15 protein-coding genes are annotated in these 18990 nt (G+C 42.0%); 13 read left to right on the plus strand and 2 right to left on the minus strand.

Annotation, left to right across the window (positions count from 1 at the left end):
* Positions 1–22: 22 nt before the first annotated feature.
* From ampE to LPA49_RS05415, 10 genes are all read left to right on the plus strand, one after another.
* Positions 23–874, plus strand: a complete 852-nt coding sequence (gene ampE / locus LPA49_RS05370) for a beta-lactamase regulator AmpE (protein WP_180311087.1) — start codon at positions 23–25, stop codon at positions 872–874.
* 477 nt (positions 875–1351) lie between these two features.
* Positions 1352–2101, plus strand: a complete 750-nt coding sequence (gene pdhR / locus LPA49_RS05375) for a pyruvate dehydrogenase complex transcriptional repressor PdhR (protein ID WP_036965924.1) — start codon at positions 1352–1354, stop codon at positions 2099–2101.
* An 84-nt stretch (positions 2102–2185) separates the two neighbouring features.
* Positions 2186–4852 carry a pyruvate dehydrogenase (acetyl-transferring), homodimeric type gene (aceE, locus tag LPA49_RS05380; protein ID WP_180311086.1) on the plus strand — a complete coding sequence of 889 codons (2667 nt, stop codon included), beginning with the start codon at positions 2186–2188 and terminating at the stop codon, positions 4850–4852.
* A 9-nt stretch (positions 4853–4861) separates the two neighbouring features.
* On the plus strand, positions 4862–6757 hold the full coding sequence (gene aceF, locus LPA49_RS05385) for a pyruvate dehydrogenase complex dihydrolipoyllysine-residue acetyltransferase (protein WP_036965930.1): 1896 nt from the start codon (positions 4862–4864) through the stop codon (positions 6755–6757).
* A 189-nt stretch (positions 6758–6946) separates the two neighbouring features.
* Complete coding sequence (gene lpdA, locus LPA49_RS05390; protein WP_036965933.1) at positions 6947–8371, plus strand: dihydrolipoyl dehydrogenase; 1425 nt, start codon at positions 6947–6949, stop codon at positions 8369–8371.
* Between the two features lie 485 nt (positions 8372–8856).
* On the plus strand, positions 8857–9546 hold the full coding sequence (locus tag LPA49_RS05395) for a tRNA-uridine aminocarboxypropyltransferase (RefSeq protein ID WP_036965935.1): 690 nt from the start codon (positions 8857–8859) through the stop codon (positions 9544–9546).
* A 971-nt stretch (positions 9547–10517) separates the two neighbouring features.
* Positions 10518–11522, plus strand: coding sequence for a Fe(3+) ABC transporter substrate-binding protein (locus tag LPA49_RS05400; protein ID WP_036965938.1), 1005 nt, complete (start codon positions 10518–10520; stop codon positions 11520–11522).
* 112 nt (positions 11523–11634) lie between these two features.
* Positions 11635–13269 carry an iron ABC transporter permease gene (locus tag LPA49_RS05405; RefSeq protein WP_065979649.1) on the plus strand — a complete coding sequence of 545 codons (1635 nt, stop codon included), beginning with the start codon at positions 11635–11637 and terminating at the stop codon, positions 13267–13269.
* Positions 13266–14309 (plus strand): ABC transporter ATP-binding protein, encoded by a 1044-nt coding sequence (locus tag LPA49_RS05410; protein WP_065979650.1) that lies wholly within the window; start codon positions 13266–13268, stop codon positions 14307–14309. Before LPA49_RS05405 ends, LPA49_RS05410 begins: the two co-directional genes overlap by 4 nt.
* A gap of 64 nt (positions 14310–14373) precedes the next feature.
* Complete coding sequence (locus tag LPA49_RS05415) at positions 14374–15273, plus strand: Dyp-type peroxidase (RefSeq protein WP_118844615.1); 900 nt, start codon at positions 14374–14376, stop codon at positions 15271–15273.
* 2 nt (positions 15274–15275) lie between these two features.
* On the opposite strand, the gene argR is transcribed toward LPA49_RS05415, so the two are convergent.
* Positions 15276–15743 (minus strand): transcriptional regulator ArgR, encoded by a 468-nt coding sequence (gene argR, locus LPA49_RS05420; RefSeq protein ID WP_036965948.1) that lies wholly within the window; start codon positions 15741–15743, stop codon positions 15276–15278.
* A gap of 226 nt (positions 15744–15969) precedes the next feature.
* Between argR and mdh the strand changes: the two genes are divergently transcribed.
* Positions 15970–16905, plus strand: coding sequence for a malate dehydrogenase (gene mdh / locus LPA49_RS05425; protein WP_036965950.1), 936 nt, complete (start codon positions 15970–15972; stop codon positions 16903–16905).
* A 98-nt stretch (positions 16906–17003) separates the two neighbouring features.
* Here mdh and ispB read toward each other — a convergent pair whose 3' ends face one another.
* The gene (ispB, locus tag LPA49_RS05430; RefSeq protein WP_036965954.1) at positions 17004–17975 is read right to left on the minus strand and encodes an octaprenyl diphosphate synthase; all 972 of its coding nucleotides are present in this window, start codon (positions 17973–17975) and stop codon (positions 17004–17006) included.
* 410 nt (positions 17976–18385) lie between these two features.
* On the opposite strand from ispB, the gene rplU reads away from it, so the two are divergent.
* Complete coding sequence (gene rplU / locus LPA49_RS05435; RefSeq protein WP_036965957.1) at positions 18386–18697, plus strand: 50S ribosomal protein L21; 312 nt, start codon at positions 18386–18388, stop codon at positions 18695–18697.
* Between the two features lie 16 nt (positions 18698–18713).
* Positions 18714–18971, plus strand: a complete 258-nt coding sequence (rpmA, locus tag LPA49_RS05440; protein ID WP_036965960.1) for a 50S ribosomal protein L27 — start codon at positions 18714–18716, stop codon at positions 18969–18971.
* The last annotated feature ends 19 nt before the right edge of the window (positions 18972–18990 follow it).

The raw sequence follows: 18990 nt of genomic DNA on the forward strand, positions 1-18990 counted from the left end.
TTAAAGGATATAGGTAACAAGCATGATCTTGATTTCAATTATAGTTGCGCTAGTCATTGAGCGTCTTGGGGCGCGGGCTGATTACTGGCAAATTGGTTTTTATGCCGATCACTACCTAAAGCACTCTAAAAAACACTTATCAGATAAAGGCTTATTTAATTCGCCCGTTGGTTTTCTGATCTGGTTAATGTTACCAGTGATTGCTATTGCCTTAGTTTATAAGTTATCAGATTTTATAGTATGGCAATTAGCGGTTAACACCGTGGTGTTATTAACGTGTTTTGGCTGTGCTAAGCAACGAGCACTGTATAAGTCTTATCTCAATGCCCTAACGCGAAACGATCAAGAAGCTGCGACATTATTTGCATTACAAATGGGCCAAAAGAAAACAGAAGCTGAGCCCCAAGGGGAAACATTCGGGCAAACACTCGCATGGCTTAATTTCCGCTTTTATTGTGCTGTTATTTTTTGGTTTGTGATATTGGGTGTACCGGGCGCAATACTCTATGGCTTAGTGCGTACTTACGCTGACAAGGTAAGAGAAAACCATAATATGGTGTATGCAAAACGCTTTAAACTAATTCATACCTTATTATTTTGGTTAGATTGGTTACCTGCGCGCATTGCAAGTTTTGGTTATCTTGTTATTGGCAACTTTAATAAAGGAACCAGTTGCTGGTTGAAATACGTGTTGGACTTTTCAGTAAGCAATCGCAAAGTGGTTACTCAAACAGCTTTGGCTGCAGAGCAAATTGAGCAGCAGTATGTTGGTTGCACTTATGAGGCAACCTGTATGATGAAACTCGTAAAACGTAATGTGTTGTTCTTTTTAGTCATTATTGCCGCACTCACTCTATTTGGTGGGTTGGCGTAGTAAAGTTAGCAAGTTGCAAGGGCTGGCTTTAGCCGGGAGTGGCTTTTAAAGTCAGCGAGCTGCAAGAGTAAAGCTTGTAGGAATGATTTCAGTCATGAATCATTCTGTTAATGTACGTCGTTTGAGTTTTGATTTTTCAGCACTGTAATGCTTTCTACTTTGCCTTTCTACAAAGCCACTCAAATCAGCTAACATCAAATAGCTGACTTCTAAGAGCGTGCTTGTCAATCTGGTCTGACCATTTATTTTTTATTGTTTTCTTCTTCCGAAATAGCGACTTTCTTCCATACTGTTTAATCTTTATGCAAAATGGAGTACCGTGTCAGTTGGCGCTGAGCGCAGTGAAATTGACAGAAATACCGGTTTTTGATAACGTATGCTACAAATTTGGTATGACCAATTTACCTTTTGGTTGAGTCTTATGGCTAAAAACCCTGTGTTTAGCGGGCTTGGCCGAAACAACGCGGACGTTGATAAATGTCTTTAAAGATAAAAGCAGCAAAATTATCTGATGTAATTTTACAACAACTTGAGAATATGATTCTTGAGGGGTCGTTAGCGCCAGGCGAAAAATTACCTCCTGAACGTGAGTTAGCGAAACAGTTTGAAGTATCGCGTCCATCACTTCGAGAGGCTATTCAAAAGCTGGAAGCTAAAGGCTTAGTCACGCGTCGTCAAGGGGGTGGCACGTTTGTAAAAAATCAGCTTGAAGAGGGGCTTACTGATCCACTCTTTGATTTGATAAGTAAACATCCTGAATCACAATTTGATTTACTTGAATTTCGTCATGCTCTTGAGGGAATCGCAGCTTATTATGCTGCAATGCGTGGTACGACGAATGATTTTAAAAAAGTAAAACAAAGCTTTGACAATATTGCGCTTGTAAATGATGACATTGTGCAAAAAGCAAAAGCAATTAATGCATTTCATTTCAGCGTAGCTGAAGCGTCTCATAATGTCGTGTTGCTGCACTTAGTGCGTGGTATGCAAGCATTGCTTGAGCAAAATGTATTACAAAATTTAACTGTACTGTTAAAAAAGCCGCAAATCAGCCAGCAGCTCGCGGAGCATAGACGACTGTTAATGGATGCGGTTATTGAAGGAAACCCAGAGCAAGCACGCCTTGCTAGTAATGCTCACTTGGCCTTTATCGAAGAAGCCTTACTTGAGGCTGGCAAAGAGCATTCGCGGATTGAACGTAGTTTAAGACGCACCAAACAACATTAAGCAAGTGATTAGCTAAGTTTAGTTAACTACTTAATTTAAGATTTATTAAAATAATTAGTATTTTAAACATAAGGAAACCTCCATATGTCTGAAGTCAATAAAATTGACGTAGACGCGCTAGAAACACAAGAGTGGTTACAAGCCCTTGAGTCTGTTGTGCGTGAAGAAGGTGTAGAACGTGCTCAATTCTTACTTGAGCAAGTGTTAGAGCAAGCCCGTTTAGACGGTGTTGATATGCCTACTGGCACAACTACTAACTACGTTAATACCATTCCAGTAGATCAAGAACCAGCCTACCCAGGTGATGTGAATGTTGAGCGTCGTATTCGTTCAATCATTCGTTGGAATGCGATTATGATCGTATTACGCGCGTCGAAAAAAGATCTCGACTTAGGCGGCCATATGGCGTCTTACCAGTCTTCAGCGGCTTTTTATGAAGTTTGTTTTAATCACTTCTTTAAAGCGCCAAACGATGTAGACGGCGGTGACTTAGTTTATTATCAAGGTCATATTTCTCCAGGTATCTATGCGCGTGCATTCGTTGAGGGTCGTTTAACAGCTGAGCAGCTTGATAACTTCCGTCAAGAAGTTGATGGTAAAGGTCTTCCTTCGTACCCACACCCGAAATTAATGCCTGAATTCTGGCAGTTCCCTACGGTATCGATGGGTCTGGGTCCAATTGCTTCAATTTACCAAGCGCGTTTCTTAAAGTACTTAGATGGTCGCGGCTTAAAAGACACTAAAAACCAACGCGTATATGCTTTCTTAGGCGATGGTGAGATGGATGAGCCAGAATCACGTGGTGCAATCTCATTCGCTGCACGTGAAAAATTAGATAACCTATGTTACCTAATCAACTGTAACTTACAGCGTTTAGATGGCCCAGTAATGGGTAATGGTAAAATCATTCAAGAGCTTGAAGGCCTATTTAAAGGTGCAGGCTGGAACGTGATTAAAGTTGTATGGGGCAGCGGTTGGGATATCTTACTTGCTAAAGATACAACCGGTAAGTTACTACAGTTAATGAACGAAACTATTGACGGTGACTACCAAACATATAAAGCAAAAGACGGTGCCTACGTGCGTGAGCACTTCTTTGGTCGTTATCCAGAGACAGCAGCACTTGTTGCTGATATGACAGACGAAGAAATCTTCGCACTTAAGCGTGGTGGTCATGAGCCATCAAAGCTTTACGCAGCATTCAAAAAAGCAGAAGAAACGAAAGACCGTCCAACTGTTATCCTAGCGAAAACGGTTAAAGGTTACGGCATGGGTGAAGCGGCTGAAGGTAAAAACATCGCACACCAAGTTAAGAAAATGGACATGACACACGTAGCACACTTACGTTCGCGTCTTGGTTTACAAGATCTTGTGTCAGATGATAAATTAGCTGATCTTCCATACTTAACACTTGAAGAAGGCTCAGAAGAGTACAAATACTTACACGCTCGCCGTGAAGCACTTCAAGGTTACACACCGAAGCGTATTGCTAAATTCTCTGAAAAGTTAGTCTTACCAGAAGTAGAGGCATTTAAACCATTACTTGAAGAGCAAAAGCGCGACATTTCTACAACAATGGGCTTTGTTCGTGCACTTAATGTGTTGCTTAAAGACAAAGGTATTGGCAAAAATATTGTGCCTATCATTGCTGACGAAGCACGTACATTTGGTATGGAAGGTTTATTCCGTCAAATCGGTATTTATAACCCACATGGCCAAAATTACACGCCTCAAGACCGTGACATCGTTTCTTACTACAAAGAAGCTACATCAGGTCAAGTATTACAAGAAGGTATCAATGAGTTAGGTGCAATGTCGTCATGGGTTGCTGCTGCAACATCATACAGCACCAACGATTTACCTATGATCCCATTCTATATCTACTACTCTATGTTTGGTTTCCAACGTGTTGGTGATATGGCATGGATGGCGGGTGACCAACAAGCACGTGGTTTCTTATTAGGTGCCACTGCAGGTCGTACAACGTTAAATGGTGAAGGTTTGCAGCACGAAGATGGTCACAGCCATATTCTTGCTAACACAGTGCCTAACTGTATTTCTTATGACCCAACTTACGCTTACGAAGTTGCAGTTATTATGCAAGACGGTATTCGTCGTATGTACGGTGAAGATCAAGAGAACGTGTTCTATTACCTAACACTGATGAACGAAAACTACCATCAACCAGCAATGCCTGAAGGCGCTGAAGAAGGTATTCGTAAAGGTATCTATAAGCTTGAAACCGTGGCTGGCGATAAAGCGAAAGTACAGTTGCTAAGCTCGGGTACTATCATGATTGAAGTACGTAAAGCTGCCCAAATCTTAAGTGAAGAGTACGGTATTGGTTCAGATGTATTCTCAGTGACTTCATTCAATGAATTAACACGTGATGGTCAAGATGTTGAGCGTTTCAATATGCTTAACCCAGACGCAGAGCAAAAGACTGCTTACATCACTGAAGCATTGTCAGACGCTGTAACAGTTGCCGCAACGGATTACATGAAGAACTACGCAGAGCAAGTTCGTTCATTTGTACCAAGCAGTAACTACAAAGTACTTGGTACAGACGGTTTCGGTCGTTCTGATAGCCGTGAAAATTTACGTCGTCACTTTGAAGTTAATGCAGGTTATGTTGTTGTTGCAACATTATCTGAACTTGCTAAACGTGGTGACGTTGAGAAGTCTGTGGTTGCAGAAGCAATCAAGAAGTTCGACATCGACACTAACAAAGTTAACCCGCTATACGCATAAGAGGTTCCAATGAGTATTGAAATTAAAGTACCAGATATCGGTGGCGATGACGTTGAAGTAACCGAAATCCTTGTTAGCGTTGGTGATAAGGTTGAGGTTGATCAGTCGTTATTAACGGTTGAAGGCGATAAAGCATCAATGGAAGTTCCTGCTGCACAAGCAGGAACGGTTAAAGAAATTAAAGTAGCCGAAGGTGACACTGTTACGACGGGTTCACTTATTATGATCTTCGAAGGTGAAGAGCAAGCTTCTGCATCTTCTGAAGCAAAAGAAGAATCAAAGCCAGAGCCTGCTAAGCAACCTTCAGGTTCAGCGACGCAAGACGTAACGGTACCAGATATCGGTGACGACGAAGTTGAAGTGACTGACATCATGGTTGCTGTTGGTGATACAGTTGAAGAAGAGCAATCTTTATTAAGCGTTGAAGGTGACAAAGCGTCAATGGAAGTACCTGCACCATTTGCGGGTACCGTTAAAGAGATCAAAATCGCGACAGGCGATAAAGTTAAAACAGGCTCTTTAATCTTTGTTTTCGAAACAGCATCAAGTGACTCTGACGCTCCGACAGCAGAGTCTGCACCTGCTGAAGAAGCGCCCGCTGACACTGCATCAAGCACAAAAGAAGTTAACGTGCCTGATATCGGTGGTGATGAAGTTGAAGTAACCGAAGTTATGGTTGCTGTTGGCGATAGCGTGTCAGAAGATCAATCAATCTTAAACGTTGAAGGTGATAAGGCTTCAATGGAAGTACCAGCACCCTTTGCTGGTACGGTTAAAGAAATCAAAGTTGCTGCAGGCGATAAAGTTTCAACAGGTTCTCTTATCTTTGTATTTGAAGTTGCGGGCAGTGCAAAAGCATCAGCGCCTAAAGCGAAAACAGAGTCGACACCTGCGCCAGCAGCAAAAGCAGAGGCAGCCCCTGCGGCTAAGCCAGCTTCAGCACAAGCTAGCAAAGAAGAGTTTGCCGATAACAACGCGTATGCACATGCATCGCCAGTTGTTCGTCGTTTAGCGCGTGAGTTTGGTATTAACTTAGCAAACGTTAAAGGCACGGGTCGTAAAAATCGTGTTGTTAAAGAAGACGTGCAAAACTACGTTAAAGAACTTGTGAAGCAAGTTGAATCAGGTAATGCAGGCAAAGGCAATACAGGCGGTGGTGAGCTGGGTCTTATTCCATGGCCAAAAGTTGACTTTAGCAAGTTTGGTGAGATTGAAGAGAAGAAATTATCACGTATTCAAAAACTGTCAGGTGCTAACTTACACCGTAACTGGGTGCAAATCCCACACGTTACACAGTTTGATGAAGCTGATATCACCAGTCTTGAAGCATTCCGCAAAGAGCAAAATGCACTGGCTGAGAAGAAAAAACTGGGTGTTAAAATCACGCCACTTGTGTTTGTCATGAAAGCAGCAGCGAAAGCTCTGGCTGAGTTCCCGACATTTAACTCTTCGTTGTCTGAAGACGGTGAAAGTTTAATCTTGAAGAAATACATCAACATTGGTGTTGCAGTCGATACACCTAATGGTTTGGTTGTGCCAGTATTCAAAGATGTTGATAAGAAAGGCATCATTGAGCTTTCTCGCGAGCTAATGGACGTGTCGGCTAAGGCGCGTGATGGCAAACTAACGTCATCTGACATGCAAGGCGGTTGTTTTACAATTTCAAGCCTTGGTGGTATCGGTGGTACCGCATTCACGCCTATCGTAAATGCACCAGAAGTGGCTATTTTAGGTGTCTCTAAATCGGAGATGAAACCTAAATGGAATGGCAAAGAGTTTGAACCTAAGTTAATGGTTCCATTATCAATGTCATACGACCATAGGGTTATTGACGGTGCACTAGCAGCACGCTTTACTGTGACGCTAGCAAGCTATATGAGCGATATTCGCCAATTGGTGATGTAATCGCGTCATAATTTATAAGAATCAAATCCCAGCAAGGTGTTTTTTGCTGGGATTTTTACCATTGGCAATGATACAATCTTTGCCATAGAACAATCTTTGTATAGATATCTGCTCTCACTTTCTGCCTTGCAGAAACATGGCAGTTTAACTTAGGGGCAGTGTTCCCGTTCAAACATTTAAGGTAATAGCATGAGCAACGAATTAAAAACTCAAGTTGTTGTACTAGGCGGTGGTCCTGGTGGTTATTCTGCAGCTTTCCGTGCTGCTGACTTGGGCTTAGAAGTCACATTGGTAGAGTCTCGCAACACATTAGGCGGTGTATGTCTAAACGTGGGTTGTATTCCTTCAAAAGCACTTTTACACGTAGCTAAAGTGATTGATGACGCAGCAGAAATGTCATCTCACGGCGTTACTTTTGGTAAGCCTGAAATTGACCTAGACAAAATCCGTGATTGGAAAGAGTCTGTAATCGGTCAGTTAACTGGCGGCCTAGACGGCATGGCTAAAATGCGTAAAGTGAAAGTGGTTTATGGTTACGGTAAATTCACTGGTAGCAACACCCTGGCTGTTGAAGGTGAAGAAGGTACTACAACAATCACATTCGACAATGCTATTATTGCTGCAGGTTCACAACCAGTAAATCTACCTTTCATCCCTGAAGATGACCGTGTAATTGATTCGACTGGTGCGCTTGAGCTTAAAGACGTTCCTGAGAAACTACTTGTACTAGGTGGTGGTATCATCGGTCTTGAAATGGGTACGGTGTACCGTGCACTGGGTTCTGAAATCGACGTTGTTGAGTTTGCTGATCAATTAGTACCCGCTGCTGATAAAGACGTTATCAAGATTTACCAAAAATACGTTAAGAACAAGTTTAACGTAATGCTATCTACTAAAGTAACTGGCGTTGAAGCAAAAGACGACGGTTTATATGTAACATTTGAAGGTAAAAACGCACCTGCTGAGCCTGTACGTTACGACAAAGTACTTGTTGCTGTTGGCCGTACTCCAAACGGTAAACTACTTGATGCAGATAAAGCGGGCGTTAACGTTGATGAGCGTGGTTTCATTAATGTTGATAAGCAACTTAAAACAAACGTTGATCACATCTTCGCTATCGGTGATATCGTTGGTCAACCAATGCTTGCGCACAAAGCGGTTCATGAAGCACACGTTGCGGCAGAAGTTATCTCTGGTCAGAAGCACTACTTCGATCCTAAGTGTATCCCTTCAATCGCTTACACAGATCCAGAAATTGCATGGGTTGGTGTAACTGAAAAAGAAGCGAAAGAGCAAGGTTTAAGCATCGAAACAGCTGTATTCCCATGGGCTGCGTCTGGTCGTGCAATCGCTTCAGCACGTACTGAAGGTCAAACTAAGCTTATCTTCGATAAAGACTCTGGTCGTGTTATCGGTGGTGCAATGGTGGGTATCAATGCTGGTGAGATGCTAGGCGAAATCGGCTTAGCAGTTGAAATGGGCGCAGACGGTGAAGACCTTGCGTTAACTATTCACGCTCACCCAACGCTAAACGAATCAATCGGTCTAGCTGCTGAAATCTTCGAAGGTTCAATTACTGACCTTCCAAACAAAAAAGCAGTTAAAAAGAAGTAATTTCTTTTGACTAATCGTTTTAAAAACCCAGCTCCGGCTTAATGCAGATCAGTTAAGGAAAAACCAATAAAATAAAGGGTTACAGCGATGATTTATAAAAATCTTACTGAAGCCCTTTTGCTATATGGTCTTTAGCTAATTTTGTCCCCACCTGCTTTAAGCAGCTTTAACTGAATAATATTCACATATTTATTCAAAAAACTGCTTAACTGACTGGCATTAAGCTCCGGCTGGGTTTTTTGTTATTTTTAGGGATTAGACGTTAGAGATTAGAAGTTAGAGATTAGAAGTTAGAAGTTTGATCTGACCCCGATAAAGTAGAAGTTAGATTACACACATAAAAATGTGGGGTTATTTTTTTCTAACCACTAACCACTAACCACTAACCACTAACCACTAACCACTAACCACTAACCACTCGCATTGATTTCTATTCCTGCTATTTTTAGCTACAATACGCGCCGTTCAATTTTCTGGTAAACACAGTGGCTACTATCTCAAATAACTCCGTCTTGGTACTTCGTGCTAAACAATTGGGCGAATCTCGCCGAGAATTTAAAGCCCGAGGAGCAAAACTCACACGCTGCGAACGGTGCTTATTAGCAGAACACTACTGCATTTGTGAAGGTGTTCAACAGGCTGAATGTGAAGCCGCTGTATGCCTATTGATGTATCATAACGAGAGTTTTAAACCCTCTAATACAGGGCGCTTAATTGCAGAAATTATTCCCGATAACCACGCATTTAAATGGGATCGAACAAATCCAGATAGCGCGCTTCTAAGTTTATTGGCCGATCCTCAGTATCAGCCGATGGTTATTTTTCCTGCCAGTGATGTTGAGGACGAAAACCGTGTGATTACCGAGGTGATACCTGAACAAGGCAAGCGTCCGCTTTTTATCTTTTTAGATGGCACTTGGCGTGAAGCTAAAAAGATGATCCGTAAAAGTCCCTACTTAGATCACTTACCCGTGCTGTCTATCACGCCTGAAAAGTTGTCTGATTATCGTTTACGTGTCGCTCCCCATGAACACCAGCTAGGAACGGCTGAAGTCGCTATTATGGTTTTGGCACTTGCCGGTGAAGAAGAAGCAACCAGCAGGCTAGAAGAGCACTTTATTAACTTTAGAGATGCCTATTTGCTTGGTAAAAGAAACAAAGGTCGCCCAGAGTAATTCTTGTATCAATTTGATTTATTGAGCGCTCTATTTTGAGGCAATAAAAGTTGAGGCAATAAAAGTCAGAGGTAAAAAAGCGCGTTGGTAACAAGGTATCAGTTTTGTGATTAGGTTTTATTAAATGAGAAACTTTTAACGTTGTTTACGTCAGCTTTTAATCCTTCAAAATGATTGAGTATTATTGCGGGTAGGTAGTATGCAAAAGAAAAGCGCGAACTATCTCTAGTCGCGCTTGCGGAATCTTCTTAATTTTCTGCATCCTGCAATTGAATCTAATCAACTCCATAAACTTTGCAAATCCATGCCATTACACTGTACTTAGTTGTTCTGTGTAATAAAGACTCTCCGGGTCTATATCCTGTCCATTCCTTTACATCCGTGCTGGTAAATACTTTACCTTTCCATTACGCATCATCGTGATGCTATCCCTTTATTAGCAATTCCCTTGCGTTGTCCTTACGACCTGTCCTTTATTCCACTTTTTGAACTCCTGTATAACAACACCCTGTTGTTATTCCATTTCACATCATCCTGATGCTGTCCATAAGCTGTCATTCCCTTGCGTTACTCTTCCTGAGCCTGTCCTAATATCCTTACTATCCTAATGAACCTTATCCGAGGTTTGATATGAGTAATGCTTCCCTATCCATCTACTCATAAAGCTTCATGCTTAGCTGATAAGTTAATTATAGAGAAATTGCCAAGCGCGAGTAGGTCAAAATCGTGCTTAAAATAGCGGTCATTTTATTGTCATTTTAATTAAATTGTTTATTTTCAGTTTGTTATGGGTTTTTATGTGGTTTTTGCTGTCTGCTTTTACTCAATAGCTGCCATGTAGGTAAGATATCTCTCACAAGTAACTTCCTAAATGGCAGCTAACATGATTGTTTTATGACTATTAACAGGTGCACTTTGCCTTAAGTGTAGGTAAAATATTTTGAGAATTGTTTTTATTTAGGTGTTAAATAATGAAAAAAACAGCGTTAGTCTTATTCACGGCTTTACTAAGCACACCTGCACTTTCAGCGGATGTCGTTAATATATATTCATTCCGACAACCTTTTTTAATTCAACCAATTTTAGATGATTTCACTCAGCAAACGGGCATAAAAACCAATGTTGTTTTTGCTAAAAAGGGCCTGATTGAACGCGTAAAGCGCGAAGGTAAGCATAGCAAGGCTGATCTCGTTTTGACGTCAAATTTTAGTGCGCTTGTACAGTTAGAAGAGCTTGGTTTAACGCAATCAATTAACAGTGATATTGTTAATGCAAATGTCCCCAGTACTTTTCGTGATGAACAAGGGCAGTGGATTGCACTTACTAAACGAGTGCGCAATGTCTACTCAGCAAAAGAGCGAGTTGGCGCGTTACCCACACTGAGTTATGAAGACTTAGCCGATCCAAAATACAAAGGTAAATTATGTACGCGCCCTGGTAAGCACCCTTATAACTTAGGCTTAGTAGCGTCTATGGTGGCGCATCACGGTGAAGTAAAAACAAAAGAATGGCTTGAAGGCGTAAAATCAAATTTAGCTCGTAAACCACAAGGTAACGACCGTGCACAAGTTAAAGCGGTAAAAGAAGGGCTGTGTGATATTGCCTTAGGTAATAGTTATTACTTTGGTAAAATGTTGCAGGATGAGCAGCAAAAGTCATGGGCTGAAGCGGTGCATATTAACTTCCCTAATCAAACAAACCGAGGCTCACATATTAATGTATCGGGGGTGGTGATGACGAAATATGCCAAAAACCCTGAAAATGCCTTGAAACTGATTGAGTATATGACCGACAATAAAGCGCAAAATATGTATGCCTCAGTCAATATGGAGTACCCAGTAAAACAAGGGGTTGCTTTATCTGATATGGTGGCATCATGGGGCAAATTTAAAGAAGATACTTTGTCGCTTGATGAAATTAGCAAATATCGCCCTGTGGCACTTAAGCTAATTGATGAAGTGAAGTTTGATTTATAACGCACAAAGCGTTATTCCAGCTTAAAAATTTGAAAAAGCTGTTTAAGCGGCATTGCTTAAACAGCTTTTGTTTTATATCGCCCTGTTATTAATGAAGGAATAACAGCCTCGTATGCATGTGAAGTTTTCGTTGTCTCGCTGGCAGTTAATAGCTTGGTTTATCGGGTTATTGCTTGTAACACCTCTTGGCTTTTTATTAGTGGAGTCTCTGCAAGGAGGCTCTGATGTGTTTCAGCACTTGTTTGATACTGTGTTGTGGGATTACACCCGCAATACTCTATTCTTGATTGCTGGAGTCGGGCTTTTAAGTTGCCTCATCGCGCTGCCATTAGCGTGGTTGACTGCGTATTGTGAGTTTCCGGGGCGAAAGCAATTTGAGTGGGCGCTCATGCTGCCACTTGCCATGCCGACCTACTTAATTGCTTATGTTTACACGGACTTACTCGATTATGCAGGTCCCGTACAAATTGCGCTACGTGATTGGTTTGGTTGGCAATCGCCGGATGACTATTGGTTTTTCGATATTCGTACCTTAACAGGAGCAATTGTGATGATTGCCCTTGTGTTGTATCCCTACCTGTATTTAATTTTCAAAACAGCACTGAGAGAGCAATCATTTAAACTTGTGCAAGCCAGCCAGTTAATGGGGTTGTCCCCTTTGCAAAGCTTCTTACGAGTAAGCTTGCCACTTGGCCGCGGCGCTATTGTGGCGGGTATTACCTTAATTAGCATGGAGGCGATGGCTGACTTTGCAACAGTGAATTATTTTGCTGTGAGTACATTGACGACCGCCGTTTACGATACCTGGTTGGGGTATTACTCTCTCACTGCGGCTGCAAAAATTTCTGGCATTATGCTGCTCATTTTATTCTTAACCCTGATGCTTGAGCGCTACAGCCGAAGAAACCAAGCCGTGTATGAGCGCCAATCAAGTGTTAATAGTGCGACGTTATACAGCTTAAAAGGCAGCGCAGCCTGGGGGGCAACAATAGCCTGTGGCCTTACTTTGCTGCTGGCGTTTTTATTACCCGTGGCAGTGCTTGTGAAGTACGCTATTGTGTATGCGGAAGATGCGTGGAATGGTGCATTTTTTAATTATGCATGGCAAAGCCTCAAGGTTGCTGTCGTCGTGAGTCTGGCGACTATTATACTGAGCTTATGTGTGCTGTTTTATCAACGCATAAGTAAAGACCGTTACCCCCTTATTCCTGGACGTCTAGCGAGTACAGGGTACGCACTACCAGGCACGGTGCTTGCTATCGCCGTTTTACTGCCTTTAACGCAGCTTGATGACTTACTGAATGCATGGTTAGAGCCGCACGGTTTTTCGTTAGGCCTAGTATTAAGTGGTACTCTATTTGCGATGGTTTTTGCTTATATAGTGCGTTTCTATGCAATTGCGCATGGAGCGCTTGAAAGTAGTTTCTTACGTATCAGCCCCTCACTCGATATGGCGAGTCAATCAATGGGCAAAGGGCCTTTTACAACCCTGTATAAAGTTCATTTACCCTTGCTAAAACGCGGTATATTAACCGCAGGATTATTGGTATTTATTGAATGTATGAAAGAGCTACCCGCCGCATTGCTCTTGCGTCCATTTAACTTTGAAACTTTGGCCACGCATGTTTTTCAGTACGTCAGTGATGAGCAATTAGAGTTAGCGTCTATTTCGGCCTTGTTTATTGTTTTAGTAGGACTAATTCCTTTGTATTTCGTTAATCGTTCGATGGAGCACAATCACTCATGAGTCATTTGATAATTAAAGACTTAGCCTACCAATATAATGGCACTAAGGTATTGAGTGAGCTTACTCTAAATGTGAAACAAGACGAAATAGTCTGTTTATTAGGCGCCAGTGGGTGTGGTAAAACCACCACGTTAAAAGCAATTGCAGGTATTTTACAGCCATCGCAAGGATACATGAGTATCGACTCACAAGTGGTCAATGACAATCATCACTTTATTGCGCCAGAAAAACGAAATATCGGCATGATGTTTCAAGATTACGCTTTGTTTCCGCATCTAACAGTAAGCGATAACATTGCCTTTGGTTTGAGCAATATGAGTAAAGCACAAAAACGTGAGCGCGTGAGTGAAATGCTCAGGTTGGTTAAACTAGATGGCTGTGCAAAACGATACCCACATCAACTCTCCGGTGGGCAGCAACAACGTGTCGCAATAGCGAGAGCTTTGGCATATAAACCCAGTTTATTACTACTTGATGAGCCATTTTCGAACATTGATACCCAAGTGCGTTTTGAACTAATTGCTGATATCCGTCGGATTATAAAAGACCAACAAGTTTCCGCTGTTTTTGTGACGCACTCAAAAGAAGAAGCGTTTGCCTTTGCTGATACGCTTGCGGTGATGCACGGTGGAAAAATAGCGCAACAAGGCACTCCTGAGCAGTTATTTAGCCAACCTAACTCAAAGGAGGTTGCAGAGTTTCTTGGTACGGGCATATACTTAACGGCAAAAGTCTTAACGCCAACTGAATATGAAACGACGTATGGTGTCATACATTCGCTAACCGAAAGCAAGCATCAAGGTCAACACGGTGTGGTGTATGTACGACCTCATCATATTAAGTTATGTGAGGCAGAGCACGGCGATGTAAGTAGTCAAGCCATACTAAACAGACGTTTTATCGGTACGCGTTATGTGTATAAGGTACGTATTGCTGGGCAGGAGCTAGAAGTTGCTGCCGAAAATGATCGTGTACTAGCGGTCGAGCAACCAGTAAAAATAAAAATAATGCCACATACGGTCAATTTTTTCGAAGATTAAACAGAACGTTATAATCCTGAATTCCTTGTCTGTATGTTTGATAACGAGTAGCTAAGGATTCATTATGGCGCAAGCGCAATCTGGGATTTGTGCTGAAGCAAACTTACACGGTTTGCACCTGTTTTTTAATGTTTATGATGGTCACGATGAGTCATTACGCAAAAAACTTAAACGCGTAAGCGTCATTCAAGACGAGTTTGCAGACCAATTCTCTGAAGCCATGTTGTCATGTGTGGTTGCGCTTGGTGCGCAGTACTGGCCGCATATACTGCCAGAGTTTATTCCAAGCCAATTACAAAGCTTTCCAAATGTGACGCACAGTGAGCACGTCATGAGTGCGCAGCCATTCGATTTGTTTGTGCAAATTCGCTCTGATCGTGAAGATGTAAATCACCTTTTTGCTCTACAAATCATTAAATTATTTACACCTGATGTTGAGCTGGTGGAACAAGTTCGTAACTTTCGCTTTTTAGATGGCCGCGATTTTAATGGCTTTATTTATGCGGGAGACACTCCGCATGGGCGACAAAAGCGAAGCACCGCACTGATTGATAAGCCGGGTCATTTTGAAGATCAGGGAAGTTATATTCATGTGCAGCGTTTTGTGCATGACCTAAGCGTGTGGCAACATTTGTCATTATCTGAGCAAGAGCAAATCATGGGGCGTACACGTCTTGATAACACGTTAATAATGCCAGCTGTTGAAACGAGTCATGCAGTACGAAGTGAATTAAAAGATGAAAAGGGTCAGCCTCTCATACTCAATCAAAGCATGCCGTTTGGTGACGTTCATAAACAGGGCATTTTAATGGTGTCGTGTGCAGCGCAAGGTGATGCGTTTGAACAGGTACTCAAAAGCCGATTAGGGCAGGGCGAATGTTATGACCATTGGCTCGATTTTACACAAGCCGACATGGGGTCTGCATTTTTCGCCCCGTCAGTAAACTTTTTAAAGCAGCTTTAACGTTAAACTGTATCGAATAATGTTCTAACGCGGTCTAGCGTGACATCGATTTCAGAAATTTTTGCAGGGGCGATAAAAATAGTGTCGTCGCCTGCAATTGTACCCAGTACACCGTCTGCCTTACCTAATGAATCAAGTAATCGGGCAATCAGCTGTGCAGCCCCTGGGCTGGTACGAATAATAATCATCATTTCGTTGTGCATGATGTCGATAACAAGCTGACGAAGAGGGCTCTTTGCGGTTGGCACACCCATTTCGGCAGGTAAACAATACACCATTTCTTGTTTTGCATTGCGTGTGCGTACAGCGCCAAATTTACTCAACATGCGTGAGACTTTACTTTGGCTAATATTATCAAAGCCTTGGTCTTTTAATGCTTCGACAATCTCACCTTGTGAGCCAAAGTTTTCTTCTTTTAATAACGATTTAAACGCTTTGATCAGTGCTTCTTGTTTGTCTTGTGGTTGCATGTTGTCGTTTCTTTTATTCATCAAATATGAAGTAATTCTACACAATTCTGCATAGTTATGCAGTATTTGTTTGCATTTGTCGTCCAAATACCGTCACGTTACAGCTAAGTTTACAACTATGGTCGAAATTATACGCGAAATAAGCAGGATAAATTTGTTTTTAGTCGCTAATTTCATTATCTTTAGGGCCACAAATATTTCCTACCTCAAATTACGGAGAATTCCAATGAAAGTTGCTGTTTTAGGCGCAGCTGGCGGTATCGGCCAAGCATTGTCTTTATTATTAAAAACAAGTTTACCTGCAGGTTCTGAATTATCGTTATACGATGTTGCCCCTGTTGTTCCTGGTGTAGCGGTTGATCTTTCTCACATCCCAACTGACGTTAAAGTTGAAGGCTTTGGTGCAGACAGCTTGGACGCTGCATTAGTAGGTTGTGATATCGTTCTTATTCCAGCGGGTATGCCACGTAAGCCGGGCATGGACCGTGCGGACCTTTTCAACGTAAACGCAGGTATCATCAAAACATTAGCTGAAGGCATCGTTAAAAACTGCCCTAAAGCGTTAGTAGGTATCATCACTAACCCAGTAAATGGCACTGTGCCAATCGTTGCTGAAGTATTCAAAAAAGCGGGTACTTACGATGCTAACCGTGTATTCGGTATTACGACTCTTGACGTGATCCGTTCTGAAGCGTTTGTAGCTGAGCTTAAAGGCTTAAGCGCAACTGACGTTAAAGTCCCTGTTATTGGTGGTCACTCTGGTACAACCATTCTGCCACTTCTTTCACAAGTTGAAGGCGTTACTTTCACTGATGAAGAAGTTGCAGCACTTACTCCACGTATCCAAAATGCAGGTACTGAAGTTGTTAACGCTAAAGCTGGTGGCGGTTCAGCAACACTTTCAATGGGTGCCGCAGCGGCTCGTTTTTGTATGTCTTTAGTGAAAGGCTTACAAGGTGAAGACGTGGTAGATTACGCATACGTTGCTGTTGAAAATGGTGATGCTGCTTACTTCGCACACCCAGTACGTTTAGGTAAGAACGGTGTTGAAGAAATTCTTTCTTACGGTGAGTTAAGTGCATTCGAAGAGCAAGCTAAGAACGACATGCTAGCGACACTTAACAAAGACATCCAAGAAGGTGTTGATTTCATCAACGGTTAATCTCGATTGATGCTAAGCGCTTCACATGCATGTTGAAGCGCTTAAAACAAAAAAGCCTGCAATTGCAGGCTTTTTTAATGGCTCGAATAAAGTATCGCTTAATGATCGCGGGCGACCGCAATCCGCGCTAAGCTTTCTAATGCTTGTTTGTATGGCGTGTCGGGTAAAAAAGCAATGCATGCAATGGCTTTATCAGCTTCTTGCTCTGCTTTTTGCATTGTAAACTCAAGGGCTTTGGTATCAGCGAGCGTCGCTAGAATGCTGTCTAAGTGATCCATACCATTGCCTAGCTCAATGGCTTCACGAACTAGTTTTACTTGCGCTGGTGTGCCTTTTTGTATCGCGTAAATAAGCGGTAAAGTTGGTTTACCTTCAGCTAAGTCATCACCAATATTTTTGCCAAGTTGCTGTGCATCAGCATTGTAATCAAGTACATCATCTACTAGTTGAAAAGCAGTTCCTAAATGCATGCCGTATAGGTTTAATGCGTCGAGGACTTTTTCGTCTTGCTCGGTAATGATAGCGGCAAGACCCGTTGCGGCTTCGAAAAGCTTGGCGGTTTTGCTGTAAATAACCTGCATATAGCTTTGTTCGGTGGTGTTAGGGTCATTACAGTTCATAAGCTGCAACACTTCACCTTCAGCAATGACATTGGTCGCATCAGCTAAAATTTGCATGATCGGCATTTTGCCAAGCCCAACCATAAGCTGGAATGAGCGAGTGTAAATAAAATCACCCACGAGCACACTGGCTGCATTGCCAAACTCTGCGTTTGCGGTAGGTGTACCTCGACGCAAATTAGACTCATCAACCACGTCATCATGCAGCAAAGTTGCTGTGTGAATAAACTCAATGATGGTTGCTAGGGTAATGTGATCTTTACCCTCATAGCCTAAAGCTTTAGCTGCTAAAATAGCTAACATGGGGCGAACACGCTTGCCACCACTGTTAACTATGTATAAACCAAGTTGATTAACCAACGCGACATCTGAGCGCATTTGGGCATGTATAAGTTGATTGACGTCATCCATTTCATTTTCGATTAACGCCTGGATAGCTTTTATATCCATTGATCTCCGAGCCAATTTTTATGGGTATACGAGGCTGATTGTACATCAAAAATTGCGCTTGCTCGATATTTTGTGATGATTCAATAAAAAAACACGTTAAAGTTTCTGTTTTCGGCTCAATTATAGCGACTTAATTTTATCTGCTTGTTTAATAAGTGAACATTCTAGACTGATTTATTAGCTATATTTGCCTCGGTCATTTAATTGTCACAAGATCGCAAAAACCGCTTGGCAAGCGGTGTTTTTAGGATAAAATAAGGGAAAATATTGAATTGCCCTTAATGCAGCTATTTTTTATTCATTTTATCTAAAAAGAGGCTTGCTAGTTTTTGCGCATTAGCGTAAACTTCGCGCCCTATTGAAGAATATTTTAGTTGCGTCGATTTGAGGGCGCACAGACGGAGTTAATTATGTACGCGGTTTTCCAAAGTGGTGGTAAACAGCACCGTGTGACTGAAGGTCAAACAATTCGTCTTGAGAAATTAGACGTTGAAACTGGTGCAGCAGTTGAATTTGATTCAGTACTTTTAGTTGCTGATGGTGAGAAAATCGAGATCGGTGTACCGTTCGTAAACGGTGGTAAAGTGACAGCTGAGGTTGTTTCACACGGTCGCGGTGAGAAAGTGAAGATTGTTAAATTTAGACGTCGTAAGCATTCTCGTAAGCAAATGGGCCATCGTCAATGGTTCACTGAAGTTAAAATCACTGGCATTAGCGCTTAATTAGAGGTACTTAGAAATGGCACATAAAAAAGCAGCTGGTAGTACTCGTAACGGTCGCGATTCAGAAAGCAAACGCCTAGGTGTTAAGCGTTTTGGTGGCGAGTCAGTTCTAGCGGGTAGCATCATTGTTCGTCAACGTGGTACTAAGTTCCACGCTGGTGCAAACGTAGGTATCGGTAAAGACCACACTATCTTCGCAAAAGCAGATGGTAAAGTTCAATTCGAACAGAAAGGTCCTTTAAACCGTAAATACGTAAATATCGTAGCTGAGTAATCATCTCGATATTTGAAAA

The organism is Pseudoalteromonas sp. MB41 (assembly GCF_020966275.1).
In the GTDB taxonomy this organism is placed as follows: Bacteria; Pseudomonadota; Gammaproteobacteria; order Enterobacterales; family Alteromonadaceae; genus Pseudoalteromonas; species Pseudoalteromonas lipolytica.

Excerpts from the sequence above, each read along its gene's own strand:
- pdhR (WP_036965924.1), top strand. The coding sequence starts at position 1,352 with ATGTCTTTAAAGATAAAAGCAGCAAAATTATCTGATGTAATTTTACAA.
- LPA49_RS05400 (WP_036965938.1), top strand. The coding sequence starts at position 10,518 with ATGAAAAAAACAGCGTTAGTCTTATTCACGGCTTTACTAAGCACACCT.
- aceF (WP_036965930.1), top strand. The coding sequence starts at position 4,862 with ATGAGTATTGAAATTAAAGTACCAGATATCGGTGGCGATGACGTTGAA.
- ispB (WP_036965954.1), bottom strand. The coding sequence starts at position 17,975 with ATGGATATAAAAGCTATCCAGGCGTTAATCGAAAATGAAATGGATGAC.
- argR (WP_036965948.1), bottom strand. The coding sequence starts at position 15,743 with ATGCAACCACAAGACAAACAAGAAGCACTGATCAAAGCGTTTAAATCG.
- LPA49_RS05410 (WP_065979650.1), top strand. The coding sequence starts at position 13,266 with ATGAGTCATTTGATAATTAAAGACTTAGCCTACCAATATAATGGCACT.
- mdh (WP_036965950.1), top strand. The coding sequence starts at position 15,970 with ATGAAAGTTGCTGTTTTAGGCGCAGCTGGCGGTATCGGCCAAGCATTG.
- rpmA (WP_036965960.1), top strand. The coding sequence starts at position 18,714 with ATGGCACATAAAAAAGCAGCTGGTAGTACTCGTAACGGTCGCGATTCA.
- rplU (WP_036965957.1), top strand. The coding sequence starts at position 18,386 with ATGTACGCGGTTTTCCAAAGTGGTGGTAAACAGCACCGTGTGACTGAA.
- lpdA (WP_036965933.1), top strand. The coding sequence starts at position 6,947 with ATGAGCAACGAATTAAAAACTCAAGTTGTTGTACTAGGCGGTGGTCCT.
- aceE (WP_180311086.1), top strand. The coding sequence starts at position 2,186 with ATGTCTGAAGTCAATAAAATTGACGTAGACGCGCTAGAAACACAAGAG.
- LPA49_RS05405 (WP_065979649.1), top strand. The coding sequence starts at position 11,635 with ATGCATGTGAAGTTTTCGTTGTCTCGCTGGCAGTTAATAGCTTGGTTT.
- LPA49_RS05415 (WP_118844615.1), top strand. The coding sequence starts at position 14,374 with ATGGCGCAAGCGCAATCTGGGATTTGTGCTGAAGCAAACTTACACGGT.
- ampE (WP_180311087.1), top strand. The coding sequence starts at position 23 with ATGATCTTGATTTCAATTATAGTTGCGCTAGTCATTGAGCGTCTTGGG.